This is a genomic window from Cupriavidus sp. YAF13, assembly GCF_052113425.1.
Taxonomy (GTDB): Bacteria; Pseudomonadota; Gammaproteobacteria; order Burkholderiales; family Burkholderiaceae; genus Cupriavidus.
On the sequence record NZ_JBFRDD010000046.1, the window covers coordinates 1 to 20337 of the forward strand.

General features: G+C 68.6%; 16 protein-coding genes. 5 read left to right on the forward strand and 11 right to left on the reverse strand.

The window, feature by feature from the left end:
* Positions 1-605: 605 nt before the first annotated feature.
* The 3 genes from AB4061_RS29875 to AB4061_RS29885 all read right to left on the reverse strand — a co-directional run bounded on the left by AB4061_RS29875 (position 606) and on the right by AB4061_RS29885 (position 3473).
* Positions 606-1784, reverse strand: a complete 1179-nt coding sequence (locus tag AB4061_RS29875) for an acetyl-CoA C-acetyltransferase (RefSeq protein WP_441639832.1) — start codon at positions 1782-1784, stop codon at positions 606-608.
* A gap of 180 nt (positions 1785-1964) precedes the next feature.
* Positions 1965-2429, reverse strand: a complete 465-nt coding sequence (locus AB4061_RS29880) for a PaaI family thioesterase (RefSeq protein ID WP_441639833.1) — start codon at positions 2427-2429, stop codon at positions 1965-1967.
* 12 nt (positions 2430-2441) lie between these two features.
* Positions 2442-3473 carry an NAD(P)H-dependent flavin oxidoreductase gene (locus AB4061_RS29885; RefSeq protein ID WP_441639834.1) on the reverse strand — a complete coding sequence of 344 codons (1032 nt, stop codon included), beginning with the start codon at positions 3471-3473 and terminating at the stop codon, positions 2442-2444.
* 129 nt (positions 3474-3602) lie between these two features.
* On the opposite strand from AB4061_RS29885, the gene AB4061_RS29890 reads away from it, so the two are divergent.
* Positions 3603-4490, forward strand: a complete 888-nt coding sequence (locus tag AB4061_RS29890; RefSeq protein ID WP_441639835.1) for a crotonase/enoyl-CoA hydratase family protein — start codon at positions 3603-3605, stop codon at positions 4488-4490.
* 28 nt (positions 4491-4518) lie between these two features.
* Positions 4519-5190: a nitroreductase gene (locus AB4061_RS29895; RefSeq protein ID WP_441639836.1), complete on the forward strand. Its 672-nt coding sequence runs from the start codon at positions 4519-4521 to the stop codon at positions 5188-5190.
* A gap of 173 nt (positions 5191-5363) precedes the next feature.
* On the opposite strand, the gene AB4061_RS29900 is transcribed toward AB4061_RS29895, so the two are convergent.
* Together AB4061_RS29900 and AB4061_RS29905 are read right to left on the reverse strand one after the other, a co-directional pair.
* The gene (locus tag AB4061_RS29900; RefSeq protein ID WP_441639837.1) at positions 5364-8135 is read right to left on the reverse strand and encodes a LuxR C-terminal-related transcriptional regulator; all 2772 of its coding nucleotides are present in this window, start codon (positions 8133-8135) and stop codon (positions 5364-5366) included.
* 218 nt (positions 8136-8353) lie between these two features.
* Complete coding sequence (locus AB4061_RS29905) at positions 8354-9898, reverse strand: AMP-binding protein (RefSeq protein ID WP_441639838.1); 1545 nt, start codon at positions 9896-9898, stop codon at positions 8354-8356.
* A 323-nt stretch (positions 9899-10221) separates the two neighbouring features.
* Between AB4061_RS29905 and AB4061_RS29910 the strand changes: the two genes are divergently transcribed.
* Both AB4061_RS29910 and AB4061_RS29915 read left to right on the forward strand, forming a co-directional pair.
* The gene (locus AB4061_RS29910; RefSeq protein ID WP_441639839.1) at positions 10222-11367 is read left to right on the forward strand and encodes an acyl-CoA dehydrogenase family protein; all 1146 of its coding nucleotides are present in this window, start codon (positions 10222-10224) and stop codon (positions 11365-11367) included.
* A gap of 47 nt (positions 11368-11414) precedes the next feature.
* Positions 11415-12650, forward strand: coding sequence for an acyl-CoA dehydrogenase family protein (locus AB4061_RS29915; RefSeq protein ID WP_441639840.1), 1236 nt, complete (start codon positions 11415-11417; stop codon positions 12648-12650).
* 6 nt (positions 12651-12656) lie between these two features.
* Here AB4061_RS29915 and AB4061_RS29920 read toward each other — a convergent pair whose 3' ends face one another.
* The 6 genes from AB4061_RS29920 to AB4061_RS29945 all read right to left on the reverse strand — a co-directional run bounded on the left by AB4061_RS29920 (position 12657) and on the right by AB4061_RS29945 (position 17443).
* Entirely contained in the window at positions 12657-12971 is a 315-nt protein-coding gene (locus tag AB4061_RS29920; protein ID WP_441639841.1) for a DUF7696 family protein, read from the reverse strand.
* Between the two features lie 27 nt (positions 12972-12998).
* Positions 12999-13709: a response regulator transcription factor gene (locus tag AB4061_RS29925; protein WP_441639842.1), complete on the reverse strand. Its 711-nt coding sequence runs from the start codon at positions 13707-13709 to the stop codon at positions 12999-13001.
* Positions 13710-14113: 404 nt separating this feature from the next.
* Positions 14114-15691: a fatty acid--CoA ligase gene (locus AB4061_RS29930; protein ID WP_441639883.1), complete on the reverse strand. Its 1578-nt coding sequence runs from the start codon at positions 15689-15691 to the stop codon at positions 14114-14116.
* 64 nt (positions 15692-15755) lie between these two features.
* Positions 15756-16538, reverse strand: coding sequence for an SDR family NAD(P)-dependent oxidoreductase (locus AB4061_RS29935; RefSeq protein ID WP_043357193.1), 783 nt, complete (start codon positions 16536-16538; stop codon positions 15756-15758).
* 211 nt (positions 16539-16749) lie between these two features.
* On the reverse strand, positions 16750-16995 hold the full coding sequence (locus AB4061_RS29940) for a GlsB/YeaQ/YmgE family stress response membrane protein (RefSeq protein ID WP_441639843.1): 246 nt from the start codon (positions 16993-16995) through the stop codon (positions 16750-16752).
* 31 nt (positions 16996-17026) lie between these two features.
* Positions 17027-17443 (reverse strand): signal protein, encoded by a 417-nt coding sequence (locus tag AB4061_RS29945; RefSeq protein WP_441639844.1) that lies wholly within the window; start codon positions 17441-17443, stop codon positions 17027-17029.
* Between the two features lie 391 nt (positions 17444-17834).
* Between AB4061_RS29945 and AB4061_RS29950 the strand changes: the two genes are divergently transcribed.
* Positions 17835-20108, forward strand: coding sequence for a mechanosensitive ion channel domain-containing protein (locus AB4061_RS29950; protein WP_441639884.1), 2274 nt, complete (start codon positions 17835-17837; stop codon positions 20106-20108).
* The last annotated feature ends 229 nt before the right edge of the window (positions 20109-20337 follow it).

Sequence of the window (20337 nt, forward strand, 5' to 3'; positions counted from 1 at the left end):
CATCATGGGACCCTTAACGAAATGGGCGATCAGGTCTTCGGGAATGGCCGGCAGTTCACGGTCTGCGGCTTGGCTGGTCTTCGTCTTGCGTGGCATACATGCTCCTTGGCGACATGTTATGCCCTAAACACAAAATTTCTGACAGGCCCGGCCGGGCGGCCACCGCCAGAGACAAAACCACGAAACCACCAAGTCAGGCAGGATCGTGGCGCTCCGCACCGCGAACGGCAGATGCCCGAACACTCACCGAGCAAAGCGATGAGGGGCACCACCACGTGACCATTGGGTCATGCCATAGCGATATCCTTCGGGCCGGTTGGACACGCCAGCCAACACTCCGGGCCGTACGACGCAACCACCGAGGCCCAAACAGCCTTATTGCTCTGCTCCCGGCAGGGCGGCTTTCTTTTCGTTAGTTTTCTTTGCCGGTCAAAGAAAAGTGACCGGCAGCCCCCGCAGGGGGATGTCGTATGGCACTTGGGTGCAAAAGCTATCGCCGATCAAAGAAATACCGACCAAGGCAACAAGAGCCCAATGTGCCGCCCTTGGGCCCAAAAGCCATCGCCGCAAAATAAAAGCGACGAAGACCCCCCCAACAATCAACCCTATAACCTCTCAACAATAGTCACATTCGCCATCCCCCCACCCTCACACATCGTCTGCAACCCATACCTCTTCCCCTGCGCATGCAGCGCATGCACCAGCGTGGTCATCAGCTTAGCCCCCGAGCCACCAAGCGGATGCCCCAACGCAATAGCCCCGCCATTCACATTCATCCGTGCCGGATCCGCGCCCGTGGTCTGCAACCAAGCCAGCGGCACCGGCGCAAACGCTTCATTGATCTCGAACAGGTCGATATCTCCGATCTTCATGCCGGCCTTCTGCAGCGCCCGCAGCGTTGCCGGCAACGGCGCTTCCAGCATGATCACCGGGTCATGGCCCAGCACCGACATATGGTGAATGCGTGCCAGCGGCTTGACGCCCAGCTTCTTCAGGCCGGCTTCGTTGACCACCATCAGCCCCGCCGCGCCATCGCAGATCTGGCTGGCGCTGGCGGCGGTGACGGTGYCGCCTTCCTCGATCAGCTTGACGCTGGCGATGGATTCCAGGCTGGCTTCAAAGCGGATGCCTTCGTCCACCGTATGCAGCTCGCCGTTGGCGCTGCCGTCGGCGGTGCGTACGGCAACGGGCACGATTTCGTCCTTGAAGCGGCCGGCCTGCGTGGCGGCGATGGCGCGGCGGTGGCTTTCCAGCGCGTAGCGGTCCAGGTCGTCCCGCGTGAGGCCGTACTTGCGCGACATCATCTCGGCACCGGTGAACTGGCTGAACTTCACGCCGGGATAGCGTTCCTGCATGGCCGGGCTCATCGAGCTGCCGAAGCCGTTCTTGAAGGGCAGCGTGGAGGGCAGGCCCATCGGCACGCGGGTCATGCTTTCCACGCCGGCGGCGATCACGATGTCCATGGTGCCGGACATCACCGCCTGCGCGGCAAAGTGCAGGGCTTGTTGCGACGAGCCGCACTGGCGGTCGACCGAGGTGCCGGGCACGCTTTCCGGCAGCTTCGAGGCCAGCACGGCGTTGCGCGCCACGTTGCCGGCCTGCTCGCCGGCCTGGCCGACGCAGCCCATGATCACGTCGTCGATCAGTGCCGGATCGGCGCCGCTGCGCTCGACCAGCGCGTTCAGCACCTGCGCGGCGAGATCCGCCGGATGCCAGCCTGCCAGCTTGCCGCCCTTGCGCCCGCCCGCGGTGCGCGCGGCCGCTACGATGTATGCCTCTGCCATGTCGTCTCCTCTTGTCGTTCGTCGTTCCGGGGCGAACCCGCCCGTGATGGCCGCGTCCCGGGAAGGGCACGGCCAAGCCTCGCTATCCTGTTGCGGATTCTGGCGCAGCAGCGGGGCGCCCGGCGTCGTCGGAAGCGACGATTGCGCAGCGCCGCCGACGCGCCAAGCGGCGGCGGCGCATCATGTGCGCGGCGTGAGCACCGAGAAGATGGCGGTGGCGCGCAGCAGGCAGCGCTCCCCGGCCATCAGGCGGCAACCGCCGAAGCGCAGCCGCGAGCCCAGCTTGTCGAACTCGACGTGCGCCTCCACCCAGTCGCCCACCCGCGCGGCATCGAAGTAGTCCATGCTGAGGTTGACCGTCACCGCCGGCTGCTTGCGGTCGGTCTCCAGCGCCATCATCATGCCGATGGCGGTGTCGGCCAGCGTGGCCAGCATGCCGCCGTGCGGGATGCCAAGCGGGTTGAGGTGATGCGGCCCGATGCGGATGGCCACTACGCGCCGCGCCCGGTCCACGTAGATCTGTCCGAAGTTCTCGAGGAAGCCCTTGGCGCCACGCAAGGCGACAAAGCCTGGCGGCGCCGCCTCGGCCCCTTCGGATTGCCCTGCGCCCGAGCCGGCATCGGAAGGTTGATTGGCTTCAGCCATGGAGGCGCCGCCTTATGCTGCGAAGTAGCGCGAGGCCACCCCGAGCTGCTCGCGGCACTCGGCCACCATGCGCTCGATCAGCTCGGCGCAGGTCGGGATGTCGTCGATCAAGCCCACGCACTGGCCGGCGCTGATGATGCCGCCATCGGTCTCGCCGGCGGCGAGCGCGGCCTTGCCGCGTACGCCCGCCACCAGGTGCTTGACGTCCTCGAACTGGGCGCCGCCCGGCTGGCGCTCGATGGTGACGACCTCATCGGAGATGGCGTTCTTGAGCACGCGCGCGGTGTTGTGCAGCGTGCGGAAGATCAGGTTGGTGTCGCGCTCGCTGGCGTCCACCAGGGCCTGCTTGACGTTGTGGTGGATCGGCGCCTCGCGCGTGGCGCAAAAGCGCGTGCCCATGTTGATGCCCTCCGCGCCCAGTACCAGTGCCGCCGCCATGCCGCGCCCGTCAGCGATGCCGCCCGATGCAATCACCGGAATGCCCAGCCGGCGCGCGGCCAGCGGGATCAGCACCATGCCCGGGACGTCGTCCTCGCCCGGGTGGCCCGCGCACTCGAAACCGTCGATGGACACCGCGTCCACGCCCAGGCGCTCGGCCGACATCGCATGGCGGATCGCCACGCACTTGTGGATCACCTTGATGCCGGCCGCCTTGGCGCGCGCGATATGCTCCTTGGGGTTGTTGCCCGCCGTCTCCAGCACCTTGATGCCGCTTTCGATGATCACGTCGAGGTAGCGGGCGTACGGCGGCGGGTTGATGGAGGGCAGCAGCGTCAGGTTGACGCCGAAGGGCTGGTCGGTCAGCTCGCGGGTACGGCGGATCTCCGCGGCCAGCGCTTCCGGGGTGGGCTGGGTCAGCGCGGTGAGCACGCCAAGCCCGCCGGCATTGGAGACCGCGGCGGCCATCTCGGCGTAGCCAACCCACTGCATGCCGCCCTGGATAATGGGGTAGCGGGTGCCCAGCAATTCGGTAATGCGCGTCTTCATGTCGTTCCTTCTGGCTTCGGGTCTTGTATCGTCTCTGGTCTGTCTTCTGCCGGGCATGGGCCGCCAGGCGTTCTGGCGCCAGTCTACGGCGGCGCTGCCGTGCCTACCTCGTCGGATTCGACGATTGCAGGCGCCCGATTCTGCACTACCTTATCCACACCCATTTCGAGACAGCCAAGGCCAGCCATGAGCACCCCGAAACCAGCCGCCCCCCCCAGCTTCGAGACCCTGCAATACGCCGTCGACAAGGGCGTCGCCACCATCACCCTGCACCGCCCGGAAAAGCTCAATGCCTTTACCCCGCGCATGATGCAGGACCTGATCGACGCCTTTGACGCCACCGACGCCGACGACGACGTCCGCGCGGTGATCGTCACCGGCTCCGGGCGCGCCTTCTGCGCCGGCGCCGACCTGTCTTCCGGCGGCTCTACCTTCGATTACGAGAAGCGCTACGGCGCCAGCAAGGAAGCCGCCCACCGCGATGGCGGCGGACGCGTGGCGCTGCGCATCTTCCGCAGCCTCAAGCCGGTCATCGCGGCGGTCAACGGCCCGGCGGTGGGCATCGGCGTGACCATGCAGTTGCCGATGGACATCCGCCTGGCCTCCACCGACGCCAAGTTCGGCTTTGTGTTCGCGCGCCGCGGCATCACGCCCGAGGCGGCATCGTCGTGGTTCCTGTCGCGGGTGGTAGGCATCTCCACCGCGCTGGAATGGTGCTACACCGGCCGCGTGTTCTCCGCACAGGAGGCGCTGGAGCGCGGGCTGGTGCGCTCGCTGCACGCGCCCGAGGACCTGTTGCCGGCCGCGCAGGCGCTGGCCCGGGAGATCGCCGACAATGCCGCGCCGGTATCCGTCGCCATCTCGCGCCAGTTGATCTGGCGCATGGCCGGGGCGAGCCACCCGATGGAGGCGCACCGCCTGGACAGCCGCGCGATCCAGTCGCGCGGCCAGTCGGCCGACGTCAAGGAAGGCGTCAGCGCCTTCCTGGAAAAACGCCCGGCCAGCTTCCCCGAGCGCGTGTCGCAGGACATGCCGGACTTCTTCGACTGGGGCAACGAGCCGCCCTTCATCTGACCCCCGGTTGAGCCCCAAGGAGAGCAGCGTGAAAGTCAGCATGGCAGTCCGGAGCCGCAAATCGGTACGCGGCTTTCTTCCCACGCCGGTGCCGCCGCAGATCATCCGCGACGTGCTGGAGCAGGCCGCGCGCGCGCCATCGGGCGGCAACCTGCAGCCGTGGCACCTGCACGTGGTGGGCGGCGAGCCGCTGGCACGGCTCAAAGCCACCATGCGCGAGCGCGTCGCCGGCGCGCCCCGCGGCGAAGGGACCGAGTACGACGTCTACCCGCGCGAGCTGGTCTCGCCTTATCGCGAACGGCGCTTCCAGGTGGGCGAGGAGCTCTATCGCTGCCTGGGCATCCCGCGCGAGAACAAGCCGGCGCGCCTTGCCCAGTTTGCCAACAACTTCACGTTCTTCGGCGCGCCGCTGGCGCTGTTCTGCACCGTGGACCGCCGCATGGGCCCGCCGCAATGGTCGGACCTGGGCATGTACCTGCAAACGGTGATGCTGCTGCTGCGCGAGCATGGGCTGGACAGCTGCGCGCAAGAATGCTGGGCGATGTATCCGGAGACCATTGCGGGCTTTCTCTGCCTTCCCGCCGAACGCATGCTGTTTACGGGCATGGCGATCGGCTACGAGGATCCGGCAGCGGCGGTCAACCAGCTGCGTGCCACGCGCGCGCCGCTCACCGAGTATGCCGAGTTCATCGGCATCTGAACCGATAAACTGGTGAACTGGTGAACTGGTGAACGGCTGAATGCCATGACCATGCCGATTTCATCGTCGGCTTGCGCGAGAAGCCACAAGCCAGCAGCCCGCCCGAGTGCCCCGCAGCAGGGGCGTCCATCTTCCCGGACGCTGCCTGGGCCCGCTTGGCCGCCTGCGCTTCCTTACAGCAAACCCAGTTGCCGCGCGATGGCAACCGCCTGCGTGCGGTTGCTGGCCCGCAGCTTGGCGCTGATATTGCGCAGGTGGGTGCGCACGGTGGTTTCCGAGACAAAGAGCCGATCCGCCATCGCCACGTTGGAGAAACCTTCGGCGAGCAGCTGCAGCACCTTCTGCTCCTTGGGCGTGAGCGGTTCCAGCAGCCCATGGCGCGCCTGCATGGCGGCCGGGTCCACCGGCTCCGGCGCGCCGCCGCAGGCTTGCAGCAGGCGCTCCACATACCCCGCGGGCAACGCACTGCCCTGGCGCAGGCAGGCCTCGGCCACCAGCCGGCGCACGTCCGCGCTTTCGTCAGCGAAGATGCGGATGAAGCCTTCCGCCGCGCCGAAGCGCAGCGCTTCTCCCATCGCCTGCAACGCCTGGGCAGCTTCGCCGCAGCGCTGGCAAGCCAGCGCCAGCAGAATGCGCAGCTTGAGCGCCCTGCGCATCAGTTGCGCGCGCTCGGTGGCGGCGAGCTCCGTCTCGATGGYCTCTCGCGTGTGCACGGAGGGCTCGGTAAACAGCGCCAGCCGCAGGCRCCCCATGACCACGTCTTCCAGGTCGTTGGCGAAAGAGCTGACCGCGCTCAGGCCGGGACGCGCGCGCCACAGCGCCGGGTCGGCTGCGTGCTGCAGCGCTTGCTCGGCGGCATGCTGATTGCCTTGCAGYAGCGCCAGGCGGGCGCGCTCGAGCATGGCGCCCAGCACCAGCCGCGGCAGGCCGCGATGATGGCCAAGGTGCTCGAGGGCGGCCAGCCATTCGTGCGCGCCGTCCACGTCGCCGCGATCGCAGGCAATGCGGGCCAGCACGGTGTGGCCGGTGATGATCTGGTCGGGCAGGCCGAGGTCGCGCGCGAGCGGCACGTACACGGTAAGCAGGCGCTCCGCGCGCTCGCGCTCGTTGATCTCGTAGAGCGCATCGGCCAGCAGGATGCCGGCCATGGCGTTGCCGTTGGTGGGGCCGTAGCGGTTCGGCAGCATGGTGCTGGCGGCGATGCGAAACCGCGCCAGCGCCTGCTGCAGGCGGCCCTGGCGCAGGTCGATCAATCCTTCCACCGATTCCGAGAAGATCTTGTTGAAGTTGCTGTCGGAGCCGCGCACCACCTGCCGGGCCACGCCCAGCAGGCGCCGCGCCTCGCGGTAGTCGCCGGTGACGGCGGCCATGCGCGCCATCGAGGTGGCAAGGATGGAGTCCGGGAACGGATAGCCCATGGGCAGCGGCAGCGGATCGTCGCGGCTGCAGGCACGCGCCTCGTCGAAGCGGTCCATCATGTTCAGCAGCATATGGCGCAACGCGCGCACATGCGCCAGCAGGTCGCCCTCGGCGCCGGCCAGCGGGATGGTCTGCAGCAGCGCAATGGCGTCGGCCGGGCCGCGCGTAAACGACAGCGCCCACACATGGGCGATCTGCAGCTTGGGCCACGCGCCCAGCGCATCGGCCGGCACCGCGTCCAGCCAGCGCGTCAGCAGGCGCATGCGGCCCTGCGCCAGCAACTCGTCCACCTTGCCCGCCAGCAGCGGCAGCGCGTGGGCCACCGCGCCGGCCGCCAGCGCATGCTCGATGGCCGGCACCGGCCGGCCCTGCTGCTCGTACCAGCGCGAGGCGGCCATCTGCAAGGCGGGCACTTCGTCCGGCATGGCCTGCTGCAGCTGCGCGCGCAGGAAGCTGGAGAACAGGCTGTGATAGCGGTACCAGCGTGCATTGGGCTGATGGGTCTGGACGGGCGCCTGCGCGCCGCCGTGGCGCTCGCCATCCAGCGGCATCAGGAACAGGTTGGCCCGCTCCAGCCAGGCGAGGATCTCCTCGCTGTCGGCGGTGCCGCTCACGGCATCGCACAGCGGCCCGCTGAGCTGGTCGAGGATGGAGGTACGCAACAGGAAAGCGCGCACCGCGTCGGGCAGGTGCAGGTAGACGTCCTCCACCAGGTAATCGGCAATCGCGGCGTTCGAGCCGGAAAAACCGGCGATGAAGGCATCCGGCTGGCCGCGCCGCTCCAGCGCCACCGACGCCAGCCACAACGCGGTGGCCCAGCCTTCGGTGCGCCGGTGCAGCGTGGAAATGGCGGCGGGCTGTAGCGCCAGGCCGCGCGCGCGGCGCAGGAAGGAATCGGTCTCCTCGGCGGTGAAGCGCAGCTGGGCCGGCTCGATCTCCAGCAGCTCGCCACGCGCACGCAACCGCGCCAGCCCGGACTCCGGCACCCAGCGCGTGCCCACCACCAGGCGGGCGCCGGGTGGCAATTGCTCCACCACCTGCCAGACCAGGCCGGCCACGGCGGGGTTCTGCAAGGCCTCGAAGTCGTCCAGGAACAGCGTGAAGGGGCGGTCGTGGGCCGCCATGCGGTCGATCAGCGCGAGCGCGTGCTCGCCGGCCGACTGCGGCGCAGGCAGGGCCGCGGCGAGCGGCGCGCCGCCCTTGCGCAGCACCAGCTCGAAGGCAGCTTCAAGCGAGCCGAGAAAACGCGTGGCGTCATTGTCCGCGCGGTCCAGCGTGAGCCAGGCGGTGGCCACGCCTTCGGCGTCCAGCCGCGCCCGGCATTGCAGCATGGCGGTGGTCTTGCCGAACCCGGCCGGCGCGCGCACCAGCACCAGCTTGACGAAGCCGGCCGCGCACACCGCGTCGCAAATGGCGCGGCGCTCCACCTGGAACGGGGTCAGCATGGGCGGGCGCAGCTTCGCCACCAGCGTGGCGGCGCGGGCGGCGCCCCGTTGGCCCGCGCTGGTCTCCTCGATTGTTGCCATTCGCCGTGTCTTCCTGTTGGCGGTGGCATCCACGAGCGGTGGATGCCACGCGATCGGCACCGGCTTATGGTTGCCGGCTGCTGGCGCCACATGCGCCAGGGATCGAACGGCTGATTATGGCGTAAACGCCCGCCCGGCATGCGGCGCGGCCGCGATGCCGGGCCGGCGGCCTCAATGCCGGCCACGATGCCGGCCGCAATACCGGCTACACAAGCAGGCTATACCAGCTTGTTCTCCCGCCCCGCCCAGTAGCGCTCGCGCAGCAGCCGCTTGAGCAGCTTGCCGGTGGGCAGGCGCGGCAGTTCGGCGGCAAAGTCCACCGAGCGCGGGCACTTGATGGCGGACAGATGGGTGCGGCAGAAGGCCAGCAGCTCGTCGGCCAGGGCCGGGCTGGCGCGCGCCATGTCGAGTGGCTGTACCACCGCCTTGACCTCCTCGCCAAAGTCCTCGTTTGGCACGCCGATCACTGCCACGTCCATGACCTCGGGATGGGTCATCAGCAGGTTCTCGGCCTCCTGCGGATAGATATTGACCCCGCCCGAGATGATCATGTTGGCCTTGCGGTCGGTCAGGTAGAGAAAGCCCTCCTCGTCCACGTAGCCGACGTCGCCCAGCGTGGTCCAGCCGGCGTGCACCGGGTGGCGCGACTGCGCGGTCTTGCCGGGGTCGTTGTGGTAGACGAAGCTGCGGCCCTCGGCAAAGTAGATGGTGCCGGGCTCGCCCGGCGGCAGCAGCGCGCCGCTGTCGTCGCAGATGCGCAGCTGGCCAACGGAGGCGCGGCCCACCGTGCCTTTATGGGTGAGCCAGTCGGCCGAGCCCACGGCGGTGGAGCCGTTGCCCTCCGTGCCGGCGTAGTACTCCCAGATGATCGGCCCCCACCAGTCGATCATCTGCTCCTTGACGGCCACCGGGCAAGGCGCGGCGGCATGCACGGCAAAGCGCAGCGAGGACACGTCGTGGCGCAGGCGCACATCCTCGGGCAGCTTGAGCATGCGCGAAAACATGGTCGGCACGACCTGGGTGTGCGTGATGCGGTGCTGTGCCAGCAAGCGCAGGAATGCTTCCGCGTCGAAATGCTCCATCACCACCGAGGTGCCGCCGAGCTGCTGCACCGCCATGTTGTAGCGCAGCGGCGCGGCGTGATAGAGCGGTGCCGGCGAGAGGTAGCGCGTGTCCGTGCCGAACTGGTAGAGGGACTGGCACATCAGCACCATGGTGCCGGGCACGTCGATCTGCGGGTTGGCGGGCGGCGTGAAGACACCCTTGGGGCGGCCGGTGGTGCCGGAGGAGTACAGCATGTCGGTGCCTGCACATTCGTCCTCGATGCGCCACCCGGGGTACTGCGCCAGCGCCGTCTCGTAGGCGGCAAAGCCCGGCGCCGCGCCATCCATCATCAGGCGCGCGACCAGGCCTGGCACCTTGGCCGCCACCCCCTGCGCGACGGCGGCCTGCGCGTGCGAGGTGACCAGCATCCTGGCGCCGCTGTCGGCCACGATATGCGCCGCGTCGTCCACGTTCAGGCGCGTGCTGATGCACACGTAGATCAACCCCGAGCGCTGCGCGCCCCAGCACAGCTCGAACAGGCGCGGGTGGTTCTCCAGCAGGAAGGCCACGCGGTCGCCCGGCTGCAGCCCATGGTCGCGGAACAGCCGCGCCGCCTGGTTGGAGCGCTCGTCAAGCTCGCGGTAAGTAACGACGGTGCCGCCGGCCATGATGATGGCCGGCTTGTCCGGGGTGCGCTGCGCATGAACATGCGGGTGCATGACTGACCCTCCTGGAAGTGGGTGTGGCCGAACTGAGTGACTGGGTGACTGGGTGACTGGGTGACTGGGTGACTGGATGCGTTGGAGGCTTCGGTATCGCGGAACCGGCGGGATGGCATTGCGTGCGGCACATTGTCGGGACAGGCACCCCGCGCGGGCATCGTCCGAAGCGACGAACGCGCCTTGGTGCAATGCCGCAAACGCCAGTGCGGCCACCCGTGCGGCGCGCCACGCGCCAAGTCGATTCGTCGCATCCGACGATGCGAACCGGCGGCCCCTTCACATAATGGCAAGTGCCCCAGCAACCGCGCCAAGGAACCACCGTGGATTTCCAACTCAGCGAAGAACAATCGATGTTGCGCGACACGCTCGCGCGCTACCTGGCTGACCACTACAGCTTCGAAGCCCGCCAGGCGGCAATCCGCTCGCCGGCTGGCTGGCGGGCGTCCTGCTGGCAAGCCTTGGCACAGGAGCTAGGGCTGCTGGGCGCCGCGTTCCCGGAACGCTTTGGCGGGCTCGGCGGCAATGCCGTCGACCACACGATCGTGATGGAGCAGTTTGGCCGCCACCTGGTGGTCGAGCCCTACCTGTCTACCGTCGTGCTCGGCGGCGGCGCCTTGCTGCATGGCAGCGAGACGCTTGCCGCCAACTGGCTGCCTGCCATCATCGGCGGCGAGGCCACCGTGGCCTGGGCGCACGCCGAGCCGCGCAGCCGTTACTGCCTGCACGATGTAGAGACCAGCGCCGCCCGCGCGCCAGGCGGCTGGCGCCTTGGCGGCCACAAGGCGGTGGTGGTGGCCGCGCCGTGGGCCAYGCACCTGGTGGTGAGCGCGCGCACCAGCGGCGCCCGGCGCGACCGGGACGGCATCAGCCTGTTCTGGATCGCGCGCAACGCACCCGGCGTGACGCTGCAGGAATACCCCACCGTGGATGGCGCCCGGGCGGCCGACATCCGCCTGGACAACGTCTTCGTGCCGGATGGCGGCTTGCTCGGCGCCGAGGGCGAAGCGCTGGCGCTGATCGAGCGCCTGAGCGACGAGGCCGCGGTAGCGCTGTGCGCCGAAGCTGGCGGCGCCATGAGCCGCATGCTCGGCGACACGGTCGATTACGCGCGCCAGCGCAAGCAGTTTGGCGTACCGATTGCCACCTTCCAGGTGCTGCAGCACCGCATGGCCGACATGTATGTGCAACTGGAGCAAACCGTGGCGCTGACGCAAGTCGCCGCCATGCAGGCTGGCGCGCAGCCCGCGCAGCGTGCGCTGGCGGCCAGCGCCGCCAAGGCGCAGGCCGGGCAGGCCGGCCGGTTCGTTGGCCAGGCCGCGGTGCAGATCCATGGCGGCATGGGCGTGACGGAGGAACTGGCGGTTGGCCATTACTTCAAGCGCGTCACCGCGATCGACCTGCAGTTTGGCTCCGCCGAACACCACCTGCGCCGTTACGCCGACCTGCTGTATCCGGTCGCCGCGTGAGCCTGCGCATGCCTGCCCCGCACTGACGAACATCCCGAGGCCCATCGATGAATCTCGATTTCTCCCCGCAAGAGCTGCAGTTCCGCGACGAGGTCCGTGCCTGGATCAAGGAAGCCTTCGACCCCGGCCTCAAGGCCCTGATGGCGCGCACCAAGAATGGCTACCTCGACAAGGAAGGCCAGGTGCGCTGGCAAAAGAAGCTGTTCGAGCGCGGCTGGGCCGCGCCCAACTGGCCCGAGGAATATGGCGGCCCTGGCTGGTCCCCGGCGCAACGCTACCTGTTCCAGGCCGAGACGGCCGCCGCCGGCTGCCCGACCGTGTCGCCGATGGGCCTGAAGATGGTGGCGCCGGTGATCATGAAATACGGCAGCCCGGAGCAAAAGGCGCGCTTCCTGCCGCCCATCCTGCGCTCGGACATCTGGTGGTGCCAGGGCTACTCGGAACCCAACTCCGGCTCCGACCTGGCCTCGCTGCAGATGCGCGCCGAGCGCGGGGACGATGCGCACGGCGAGCACTACATCCTCAACGGCTCCAAGATCTGGACCACGCACGCGCAGTGGGCCGACTGGATGTTCTGCCTGGTGCGCACCAGCCGCGACGCGCGCAGGCAGGACGGCATCTCCTTCGTGCTGGTGGACATGCGCACACCCGGCATCACGGTGGCGCCGCTGCCCACGCTGGATGGCCCGGTCGAAGGCCAGCAGGAAGTCAACCAGGTCTTCTTTGAAGATGTGCGCGTGCCGGTGGAAAACCGCATCGGCGAGGAAGGCCTGGGCTGGACCTACGCCAAGTACCTGCTTGAGTTCGAGCGCGGCGGCAGCTACGGCCCGATGCTGCGCCAGCAACTGGCCAAGGTGGCGCGCATCGCGGAAATGGAGCCCGGCGAGAATGGTGGGCGCTTGCTCGACGATCCGGGTTTTCGCCGCAAGCTGGCCGAGCTGCACGTGCGCGCGGCCGCGCTGGAGGCAAGCGAGCTGCGGCTGTTCTCCAACGTGACGTCGGGCACCTCGATCGGCGCCGCCTCCAGCATGCTCAAGCTGGTGGGCACCGAGACCATCCAGGCCATCAGCGAGCTGGCGGTGGAAGCGGCCGGCCCGTACGCGCTGCCCTTTGTGCAGGACGGCTGGGGCGAACTGCAAGGCCGCGCCACGGGGCCACAGGTGGGCCCCGACTACGCCGCGCCGCTGGCGCCGCGCTATTTCAACTACCGCAAGGCATCGATCTACGCCGGCTCCAACGAGATCCAGCGCAACATCATCGCCAAGCTGGTGCTAGGGCTGTAAGCCAGGTCAGTGCAGCTGCCCGCCAGCCGGGCTGCGCTCCTGGCCGGCGTCCAGCTCGTCGCCGGCTTCCAGCGCCTCGGTCACCGTGGCCCGGATCGATTCCGCCTTGAGCAGCAGGCGCAGGGCGATGTCGGCGCCACGGCTGGCCGCCACGCGCGCAATGAAGGCCCGGCGCGCCGGTTCGCCCAGCGTGGCGACGTGTGCCGCTTCGCACAGCACATGCCATGCGGCTGGCTGGCCGTCGAACTGTTGCCGGCGGCGCAGCAGGGTGGCGTCGATGGCGGCGGCGACGTCCGCGTCCCTCACGGTGTGATTGCGCATGGTGCTCTCCTGAACGGGAAACCGGGGTTAGGGCCAGGCGTGGGCCGTGCCATGATCGTTGCAGCCGTGGCTGCTGCCGGTCTGGAACCTGGCGCCGCGCTGGCGCGCGGCATGGATGGCTTCGCTCCTGTTGCTGACCTGCAGGCGCTGGTACAGCAGCGCGACATGGCTCTTCACGGTCGCCACCGAGATATTGAGCACGCGGCTCACGGTCTTGAGCGGATAGCCGTGCGACAGCAGGACCAGCACCTCGTACTGGCGCGGCGTGAGCTTCAACATGCGCGCCTCGTCGCGCAGCAGGTCGATGCGGGCGCCTTCCGTCGCCAGCGCCTGCAACAGCGCCGTGGGGCATGGGGCCGGCTGGTGCCAGCGCGCGTCATCGGCCAGCACCAGCCGGATCGCCGCCTCGATCGCCGCCGGCGATGACGCCTTCGGCAGCCACGCGCAGATGCCCCACGCCAGGTCCGGCGGCAACACGGACGGTAACGTGCCATCGACCAGCAGCAGCAGGTACTGCGCCGATAGGACGGTGCGTGCGGTCTCCAGCAATGCGCGCGCGCGATCCTGCGCCGGCGGCAAGCCGAGGATCACCAGCTCGATGTCGTGCATCTGCCCCTGCAGCATGGCGAGATCGGCCGGATCCACGCAGATCACATGGCCCAAGGCCTCGACGCCGCCAAGCATGCGCAGCAGGCCGAGCCGCAAGAGCGGGTTGTCTTCAAGCAGGAGTGCATTCATGACGGCGTGCCTCCGTGCGAGCTGCTGCGTTCCGGTTCCATCTGCTCCCCTTCTCCCCGTTTGGCAACGACGTGCCCATCCGGCTTGGCTGGTATTCGCGGCAGCGTTGTCACAGGCAATACTGCAAGCCGTGTGCCAGCGGCAAGGCGTTGAGCGCAGCGGGTGCGAAGGGGATTGCGGCAGGGGTGGCACCGGCCGGGAAGGCAGGCGCCATAACGGCTGGCGGGAGGGCATGCCAGGCTGAAGGACCTGGTGGCGCCCCTTGCCAGCCGCGAATGCGCGAGCGGCGGGCCGGCTGCGTGTTACGCGTTACGTAACGCGTTCCGTGGGGCAGGTGGAGGCGCTAAGGAATGTGCCCCGATGATCACTGAAGCGCTGCGCTCTTGCATACCTGTGCGCCAGCCTTAGTTGACCCGCCGGTTGTACCCTTCCCAATACGGCTCGCGCAGCTTCCTGCGCAGCAGCTTGCCGGAGGGGTTGCGCGGCAGCGCATCGACAAACTCGATGCTCTTGGGGATCTTGTAGCCGGCCAGCCGCTCGCGCGCCCACGCCACGATGCTGTCGCGATCCGGCGCCTGCCCGGGATGGGGCACGACGATGGCCTTGACCGCCTCGCCCCATTTTTCGTCGGGCACGCCGATCACGGCCACATCCGCCACCTGCGGGTGGCCATAGATCGCGCTCTCGACCTCGGCGGGATACACGTTCTCGCCGCCGCTGATGATCATGTCCTTGACCCGGTCGTGAATGTAGACATAGCCCTCGGCATCGAGAAAGCCGGCGTCGCCGGTGCGCAGCCAGCCGTCGGCGTCGATGGTGCGCGCGGTTTCGTCGGGCTGCTTCCAGTAGCCGGCCATGTTCTGCGGCGAGCGGATCATCAGTTCGCCGACTTCGCCTGGCGGCAGGCGCCGGCCTTCCCAGTCCACCACCACCACTTCCACGCCGGGCAGCGGCTTGCCGGCGGCCCGCATGCGCGGCACGTCGTCGGTGGTGTGGTCTTCCGGCGCCAGTGCCACCACCGTGCCGGTGGTCTCGGTCATGCCGTACTGCTGCGCAAACCCGCAGCCGAAGACTTCAATGCCTTCGCGCAGCAAGGCTGCCGGGATCGGCGCCGCGCCATAGAGCAAGGTCTTCAGGCGGGAGTAGTCGATGCGGCGCGCGCGCGGATCGCGCAGCACGAACTGCATCGCGGCGGGCACCAGGAACAGCTTGCTGATGCGCTCGCGCTCAAAGAAGTCCAGCACCGCGCCGGGATCGAAATCGCGCGCCACCACGCCCTTGGCCCCCGCGAGCAAACTTCGCAGGCCCCAGCCCGAGCCACCGATATGCGCCACCGGCATGGCCACCAGCGAGACATCGTCGTCCGTCCAGCGCGACCACGAGATATCTTCTCGCTCGCTGGCCTCGGTGCCGGCGGTCAGGTTGCGGTGGGTCAGCATGGCACCCTTGGGGCGGCCTGTGGTGCCCGACGTATAAAGCTGCAGCACCACGTCGTGCGCGGCGGGCTGGTGCGCCGGTGGCGTGGGCGCATGCGCGTCGCGCCACGTCACATAGGCGGGCCAGTCCGGCTGGCCGCCCTCCATGGCGACCACCTCGCGCACCAGCGGCAGCGTGGGCAGCAGCTTGCGCACCAGCTCTGCCGATTCCGGCCCAACGAACAGCAGCGCGGCATCGGAGTGGCCAACGATATAGCCCACTTCCGGCGGCGCCAGGCGCCAGCTCGCGGGCGCCATCACGGCGCCCACCTTGGCTGCCCCCAGCAGCAGCTCGAAGTAGTGATCGCTGTTCTTGCCGATATAGCCGATGCGCTCGCCGGGCCCGACCCCCGCTGCGGCCAGCGCCTGGGCCACACGATCGCTCTGGCGGTCCAGCGCCAGATACGTGGTCAGCCTGCCTTCGAAGGCATAGGCCACCGCATCGGGCCGCCGCTGCGCGAAGTGGCGCAGCGCATGCGGCAGTGTGGTCAGGTAACTGAAGTCCATCAGCGTCTCCTCCTCTCGGTCCTGCTGCATGCGCGCGTCCTTTTTATTGTTGTGAACTGCCGGATCAGCGCGGGGCCATGCGGATGGCGCCATCGAGCCGCACCGCTTCACCGTTGAAATAGCTGTTGCGGCACATCTCCAGCGCGAGCGAGGCAAACTCTTCCGGCGCGCCGAGCCGCTTGGGGAACGGCACCGAGGCGGCCAGCGCAGCCTTGACATGTTCCTGCGCGCCTTGCAAGAGCGGCGTGTTGAAGATGCCGGGCATGATGGTGTTGACGCGAATGCCTTCGCCGGACAAGTCGCGCGCAATCGGCAGGGTCATGCCGACCACGCCGGCCTTGGAGGCGGAGTACGCCGCCTGGCCCATCTGCCCGTCCTGCGCCGCCACCGAGGCGGTATTGATGATGACGCCGCGATCGCCGTCACGCGCATCCAGCGTGAGCATGCCGGCGGCCGAGCGCGCCAGGCAGCGGAAGGAGCCGATCAGGTTGATCTGGATGATGCGCTCGAACGCATCCGAGGCGAAGAAACGGATCTGGTCCGGCGCTTCCTTGGCGCGCGATGCGGTCTTGATGGCGTTGCCGGTGCCGGCGCAATTCACCAGGATGCGTTCCTGGCCGAGCGCGGCGCGCGCCTTGGCGAAGCCGGCTTCGACCTCGGCTTCCGACGTCACGTTGACCTGGCAGAACACGCCCCCAAGCTCACGCGCCACGGCCTCGCCCTTTTCCGCGTTCATGTCGAACAGCGCGACGCGCACGCCGTGCGCCGCCAGCGCCCGCGCGGTGGCTTCGCCCAGGCCCGACGCGCCGCCCGTGATCACTGCCGTTACCGATGCATTGAGTTCCATCTTGTCTCCACGTTTTCCTGATGTGTGTTGGTGGTATGGAGATTCAGGGATGACAGCGCGCAACGCATCGTCCGAAGCGACGAATGCATGAAAGCACATCAAGCACGTGAAGCACGTGAAGCGCATGAAAGCGTGAGCACGCCAGCGCGCGGCGCGAATGCTGCTGCCCCCCGGGCAGCAGCATTGGCCACTTGAAGAATCCGCGGCCCGTCTAGCGCCGCGTTGCCAGGTGATACAGCGCCAGCAGGATCACAGCGCCCAGCACGGCGCCGATAAAGCCAGCGGACTGGCCCTGGCGGTACCAGCCCAGCGCCTGCCCAAGGAAGGTCGCGGCCAGCGAGCCGACGATGCCGAGGCCGGCGGTCAGGAAAAAGCCGCTTGGCCCGCGCCCGGGCGTGAGCATGCGCGCCACCAGGCCGGCGAGAAAACCGATGAGAATGATCCAGATCAGGTGCATGTCATGCCCTCCCGGCGGCGCTTCCCGCGGCTCACTTGCATGCCTTGCCGTGGTCCGCGTGGAACCCTTGCGCGGTGGCGTCGGCCTCACTCATGTAAGCGCCGTTCTTGGTCTTGCCATAGTACTTCGTGCCAGGGCAGTGATAGACCTTGGAAGACTTGTTGGCCCATACCTGCCCAGGGCCGCCACCCGGGGCCGCGGCGGCGGCGGGCGCGGCCGGCTTGGCCATCGGCATGGAGGCTGAGGGCGCGGGCGCGGCAGGCTTGGCCATCGGCGCGGCAGCGGCGGGTGCGGCTGGCGTGGCTGGCGTGGCTTGAGCGCGCGCCAGGTGCGGGACCGAGGCGATGAGCGCCGCGGCCAGCAGCATGGGCAAGCCGGCGCGCCGGCCGAACGAGGCAGGCGAGGCGGTAACTGCGGTAACAGCGTTCACGGCTTTCATAGCATTCATGACAGGCTCCTGCGGTAACAATGCCATTGGGACAACGAAACGACAGGGCTGCATACAGCCGCAACCCGACCGACACGCAATACCTCACTCAACGGCCCGCACCGTCACTGCGTTGACCGCAACCGGGCGGCACAGGCTCGCTGCCATGGTACGCCCGCTGCACGCCACCCGCTGCTGCGGCCATGCGACACGCCTTGCCGGGTGCCCGGCGCGGGCGGCAACACCGATTGCGGCGCCGCACGAATCCACGGCATGTGCGGTATCCGCAATGCGCTACAGTGTCAGGCATCCCCCGGGGTTGCCCGGCACTCTCTACCCGCATGAGATGACGCTCGTGATCAGGTCCCGATTCACATTACCGGCCGCATGCCGGCCCGGCGCGCGGCTGCCGATGCTGATGATCTGGCTGGCGCTGGCCGCGCTGGCAGCGCAGCCGGCACTGGCGGCGCCGGCCGGACTGGGCTCGCTGGCGGCGGTCGTCAAGGCTGAGTCCGCGCCGGCCTCGCAGCCCGCGGCCAGCGAGCCGCTCGCGCAGTCGCTCGACCAGGTCATCACCACGCTGCAGAGCGACAAGGACCGCAAGGCCCTGGTCGACCAGTTGCAGACGCTGCGCAAGGGCATAGGCGGCGCCAGTGCGGCGTCGGCGCCACAGCCCGGCCTGCTCGGGGCGCTGGCCGAGGCGGTCGACCATCTCGATGCGTCGCTCGGCAAGGACAAGGGGCCGTGGCACTACTGGCGCTGGCGCATCGATTTCGCGGGCGAGGAGTGGCTGGCCGCACTGACCATCAACGGGACGCGCTCGCCCTGGCAATCGGCACGGGAGTTCTCCACCGTGCTCGCGGCCTGGTTCTTCGCCGGATGGCTGTTGCGGGAGGCGGTGAGACGCGTGCGCAATCGGCGCCTGCAGCCAGCGGTGCGCTATGAGCTGCCCGCAGTGCCGTCCTGGATGGACGTCGGGCTTTACATGCTGCGCAGGGTGGCGCCGTGGGTGGTGGCCTTCGCCCTGGCGATGCTGCTCTCGAGCGGAATGTTCGGACGCTCGCCCGCCAGCATGGCCGGCATGGTGATTGCCTACTCGGTGGTGGCCGGCGCCGTGATGGGTGCGGTGTGCCAGGTCATCTTCGCGCTGTTTACCTCGGCGCACCGTGCGCACGCGGTGCGCGACCTGCTGCTGCACTCCCGCAGGCTGCTGTTCGCCACCGGCGCGCTGGCGGCGCTGGGCGACGTCACCACCGACGCGCGCGTGATCGCCGCGCTCGGCACCAACCTGTCGGCGCTGACCTCCACTGCGGCCAACATCACCGCGGCGCTGCTGATCGGCGCCTTCACACTGCGCTTTCGCCGGCAGATCGGCCAGATCATCAGCAACCGGCCGTTGGTTTTCCGTCAGGAGCATCCCGCAATCATGGACCTGTTGCGCCTGGTAGGCGCGAGCTGGCACCTGCCGGTGCTGGCGGTGGTGGTGGCCTCGGTGGCCGGCACGCTGCTAGCCACCGGCTACGCCGACATCTTCCTGCGGCGCACGGTGGGCTCGGTGGCGCTGTTCGTCGCCGCGCTGCTGCTGACGCTGATCACCGGCCGCTCGCCCAAGGCCACGCACCGCGCGCCGCGCTTTCGCGACCGCCAGCGCTCGGCCTACCTGGCACGCTTCGGGCGTTTCGCGGTCGCGCTGGTGCGGGTGGTGATCTGGTTCGCCTACTTCGAGCTGGCCAGCCGGATCTGGGGCGTGTCGCTGCTCTCGGTGATTGAATCCACCACGCTCGGCAAGCGCATCGGCGAGGCCGTGTTCAGCGTGACCTCCACCGTGCTGCTGTCGTGGCTGATGTGGCTGCTGATCGATACGGCCATCACCCAGACGCTGACGCCCGCGCACGGCCGCGGGCAGCCGCCCAGCCTGCGCGCCAGGACCATCCTGCCGCTGGTGCGCAATGCGTTGTTCGTCGCGCTGCTGGTCATCACGCTGATCGTGGTGCTGGCCAACCTCGGCGTCAACGTGACGCCGCTGCTCGCCGGCGCCGGCGTGGTCGGCCTGGCCATTGGCTTTGGCGCGCAAAGCCTGGTGCAGGACCTGATCACCGGCCTGTTCATCGTGGTGGAGGATTCGATCGCCATCGGCGACTCGGTGGAACTGCCCGACCATATCGGCACGGTGGAGGCCATGACCATCCGCACCGTCAAGCTGCGCGACGGCAAGGGCGCGCTTCATATCCTGCCCTACAGCCAGATCAAGGCCATCAAGAACATGTCGCGCGGCTATGCCGTTGCCGTGTTCAACATCGGCGTGGCGTACGGCAGCGACCTCGACCAGGCCATCGAGCTGATCCGCGAGACCGGCGCCGAGGTGGCGCGCGATTTCCGCTACGCGCGCAACCTGCTTTCCGGACTCGACATCCTGGGCCTCGATCGCTTCGACCCCAACGGCTCGGTGGTGCTGGCCCAGTTCAGGACCCGCCCGCTGACCCAGGCGGAAATCACGCGCGCGTTCAACGTGCGGCTCAAGCGCAAGTTCGACCAGCATGGCATCAGCATGGCCACGCAGCGGGTGACGGTGCAGGTCGAGGGCGGGCCGGGGCTCCCCCCGGCGCAGGGCGCGCAGGCCAGCGAGCTGGCGGCCGGCGCCGGGGGCGCTGCGGCGCTTTCAAAGGGCGCGCCCGGGCCAGGCTGAGCCGGCTGAGTCACTATGGGGCCCGCAACGCGCACGCAGAAACGGGTACGCTTTGCGCGGCCATGGCCCGTTTCGCGGGCATTTCGGCGCTGAAATAATTTTTAATAATTGCCCAGGCAACATTCCCCGTTTGCGAAGTTATGCCCGCATCCGCATAATGCCGCCACACGGCAACACGCAGCGCTGACATACCCGGCATACCGGGCGCCCGACCCCGTCCGATGGCACC

What these genes read in the sequence shown, in the direction of transcription:
- AB4061_RS29880 (WP_441639833.1), bottom strand. Translation starts at nt 2,429, where the DNA reads ATGGCTGAAGCCAATCAACCTTCCGATGCCGGCTCGGGCGCAGGGCAA.
- AB4061_RS29885 (WP_441639834.1), bottom strand. Translation starts at nt 3,473, where the DNA reads ATGCCCGGCAGAAGACAGACCAGAGACGATACAAGACCCGAAGCCAGA.
- AB4061_RS29890 (WP_441639835.1), top strand. Translation starts at nt 3,603, where the DNA reads ATGAGCACCCCGAAACCAGCCGCCCCCCCCAGCTTCGAGACCCTGCAA.
- AB4061_RS29905 (WP_441639838.1), bottom strand. Translation starts at nt 9,898, where the DNA reads ATGCACCCGCATGTTCATGCGCAGCGCACCCCGGACAAGCCGGCCATC.
- AB4061_RS29915 (WP_441639840.1), top strand. Translation starts at nt 11,415, where the DNA reads ATGAATCTCGATTTCTCCCCGCAAGAGCTGCAGTTCCGCGACGAGGTC.
- AB4061_RS29920 (WP_441639841.1), bottom strand. Translation starts at nt 12,971, where the DNA reads ATGCGCAATCACACCGTGAGGGACGCGGACGTCGCCGCCGCCATCGAC.
- AB4061_RS29925 (WP_441639842.1), bottom strand. Translation starts at nt 13,709, where the DNA reads ATGAATGCACTCCTGCTTGAAGACAACCCGCTCTTGCGGCTCGGCCTG.
- AB4061_RS29930 (WP_441639883.1), bottom strand. Translation starts at nt 15,691, where the DNA reads ATGGACTTCAGTTACCTGACCACACTGCCGCATGCGCTGCGCCACTTC.
- AB4061_RS29935 (WP_043357193.1), bottom strand. Translation starts at nt 16,538, where the DNA reads ATGGAACTCAATGCATCGGTAACGGCAGTGATCACGGGCGGCGCGTCG.
- AB4061_RS29940 (WP_441639843.1), bottom strand. Translation starts at nt 16,995, where the DNA reads ATGCACCTGATCTGGATCATTCTCATCGGTTTTCTCGCCGGCCTGGTG.
- AB4061_RS29945 (WP_441639844.1), bottom strand. Translation starts at nt 17,443, where the DNA reads ATGAATGCTATGAAAGCCGTGAACGCTGTTACCGCAGTTACCGCCTCG.
- AB4061_RS29950 (WP_441639884.1), top strand. Translation starts at nt 17,835, where the DNA reads ATGCTGATGATCTGGCTGGCGCTGGCCGCGCTGGCAGCGCAGCCGGCA.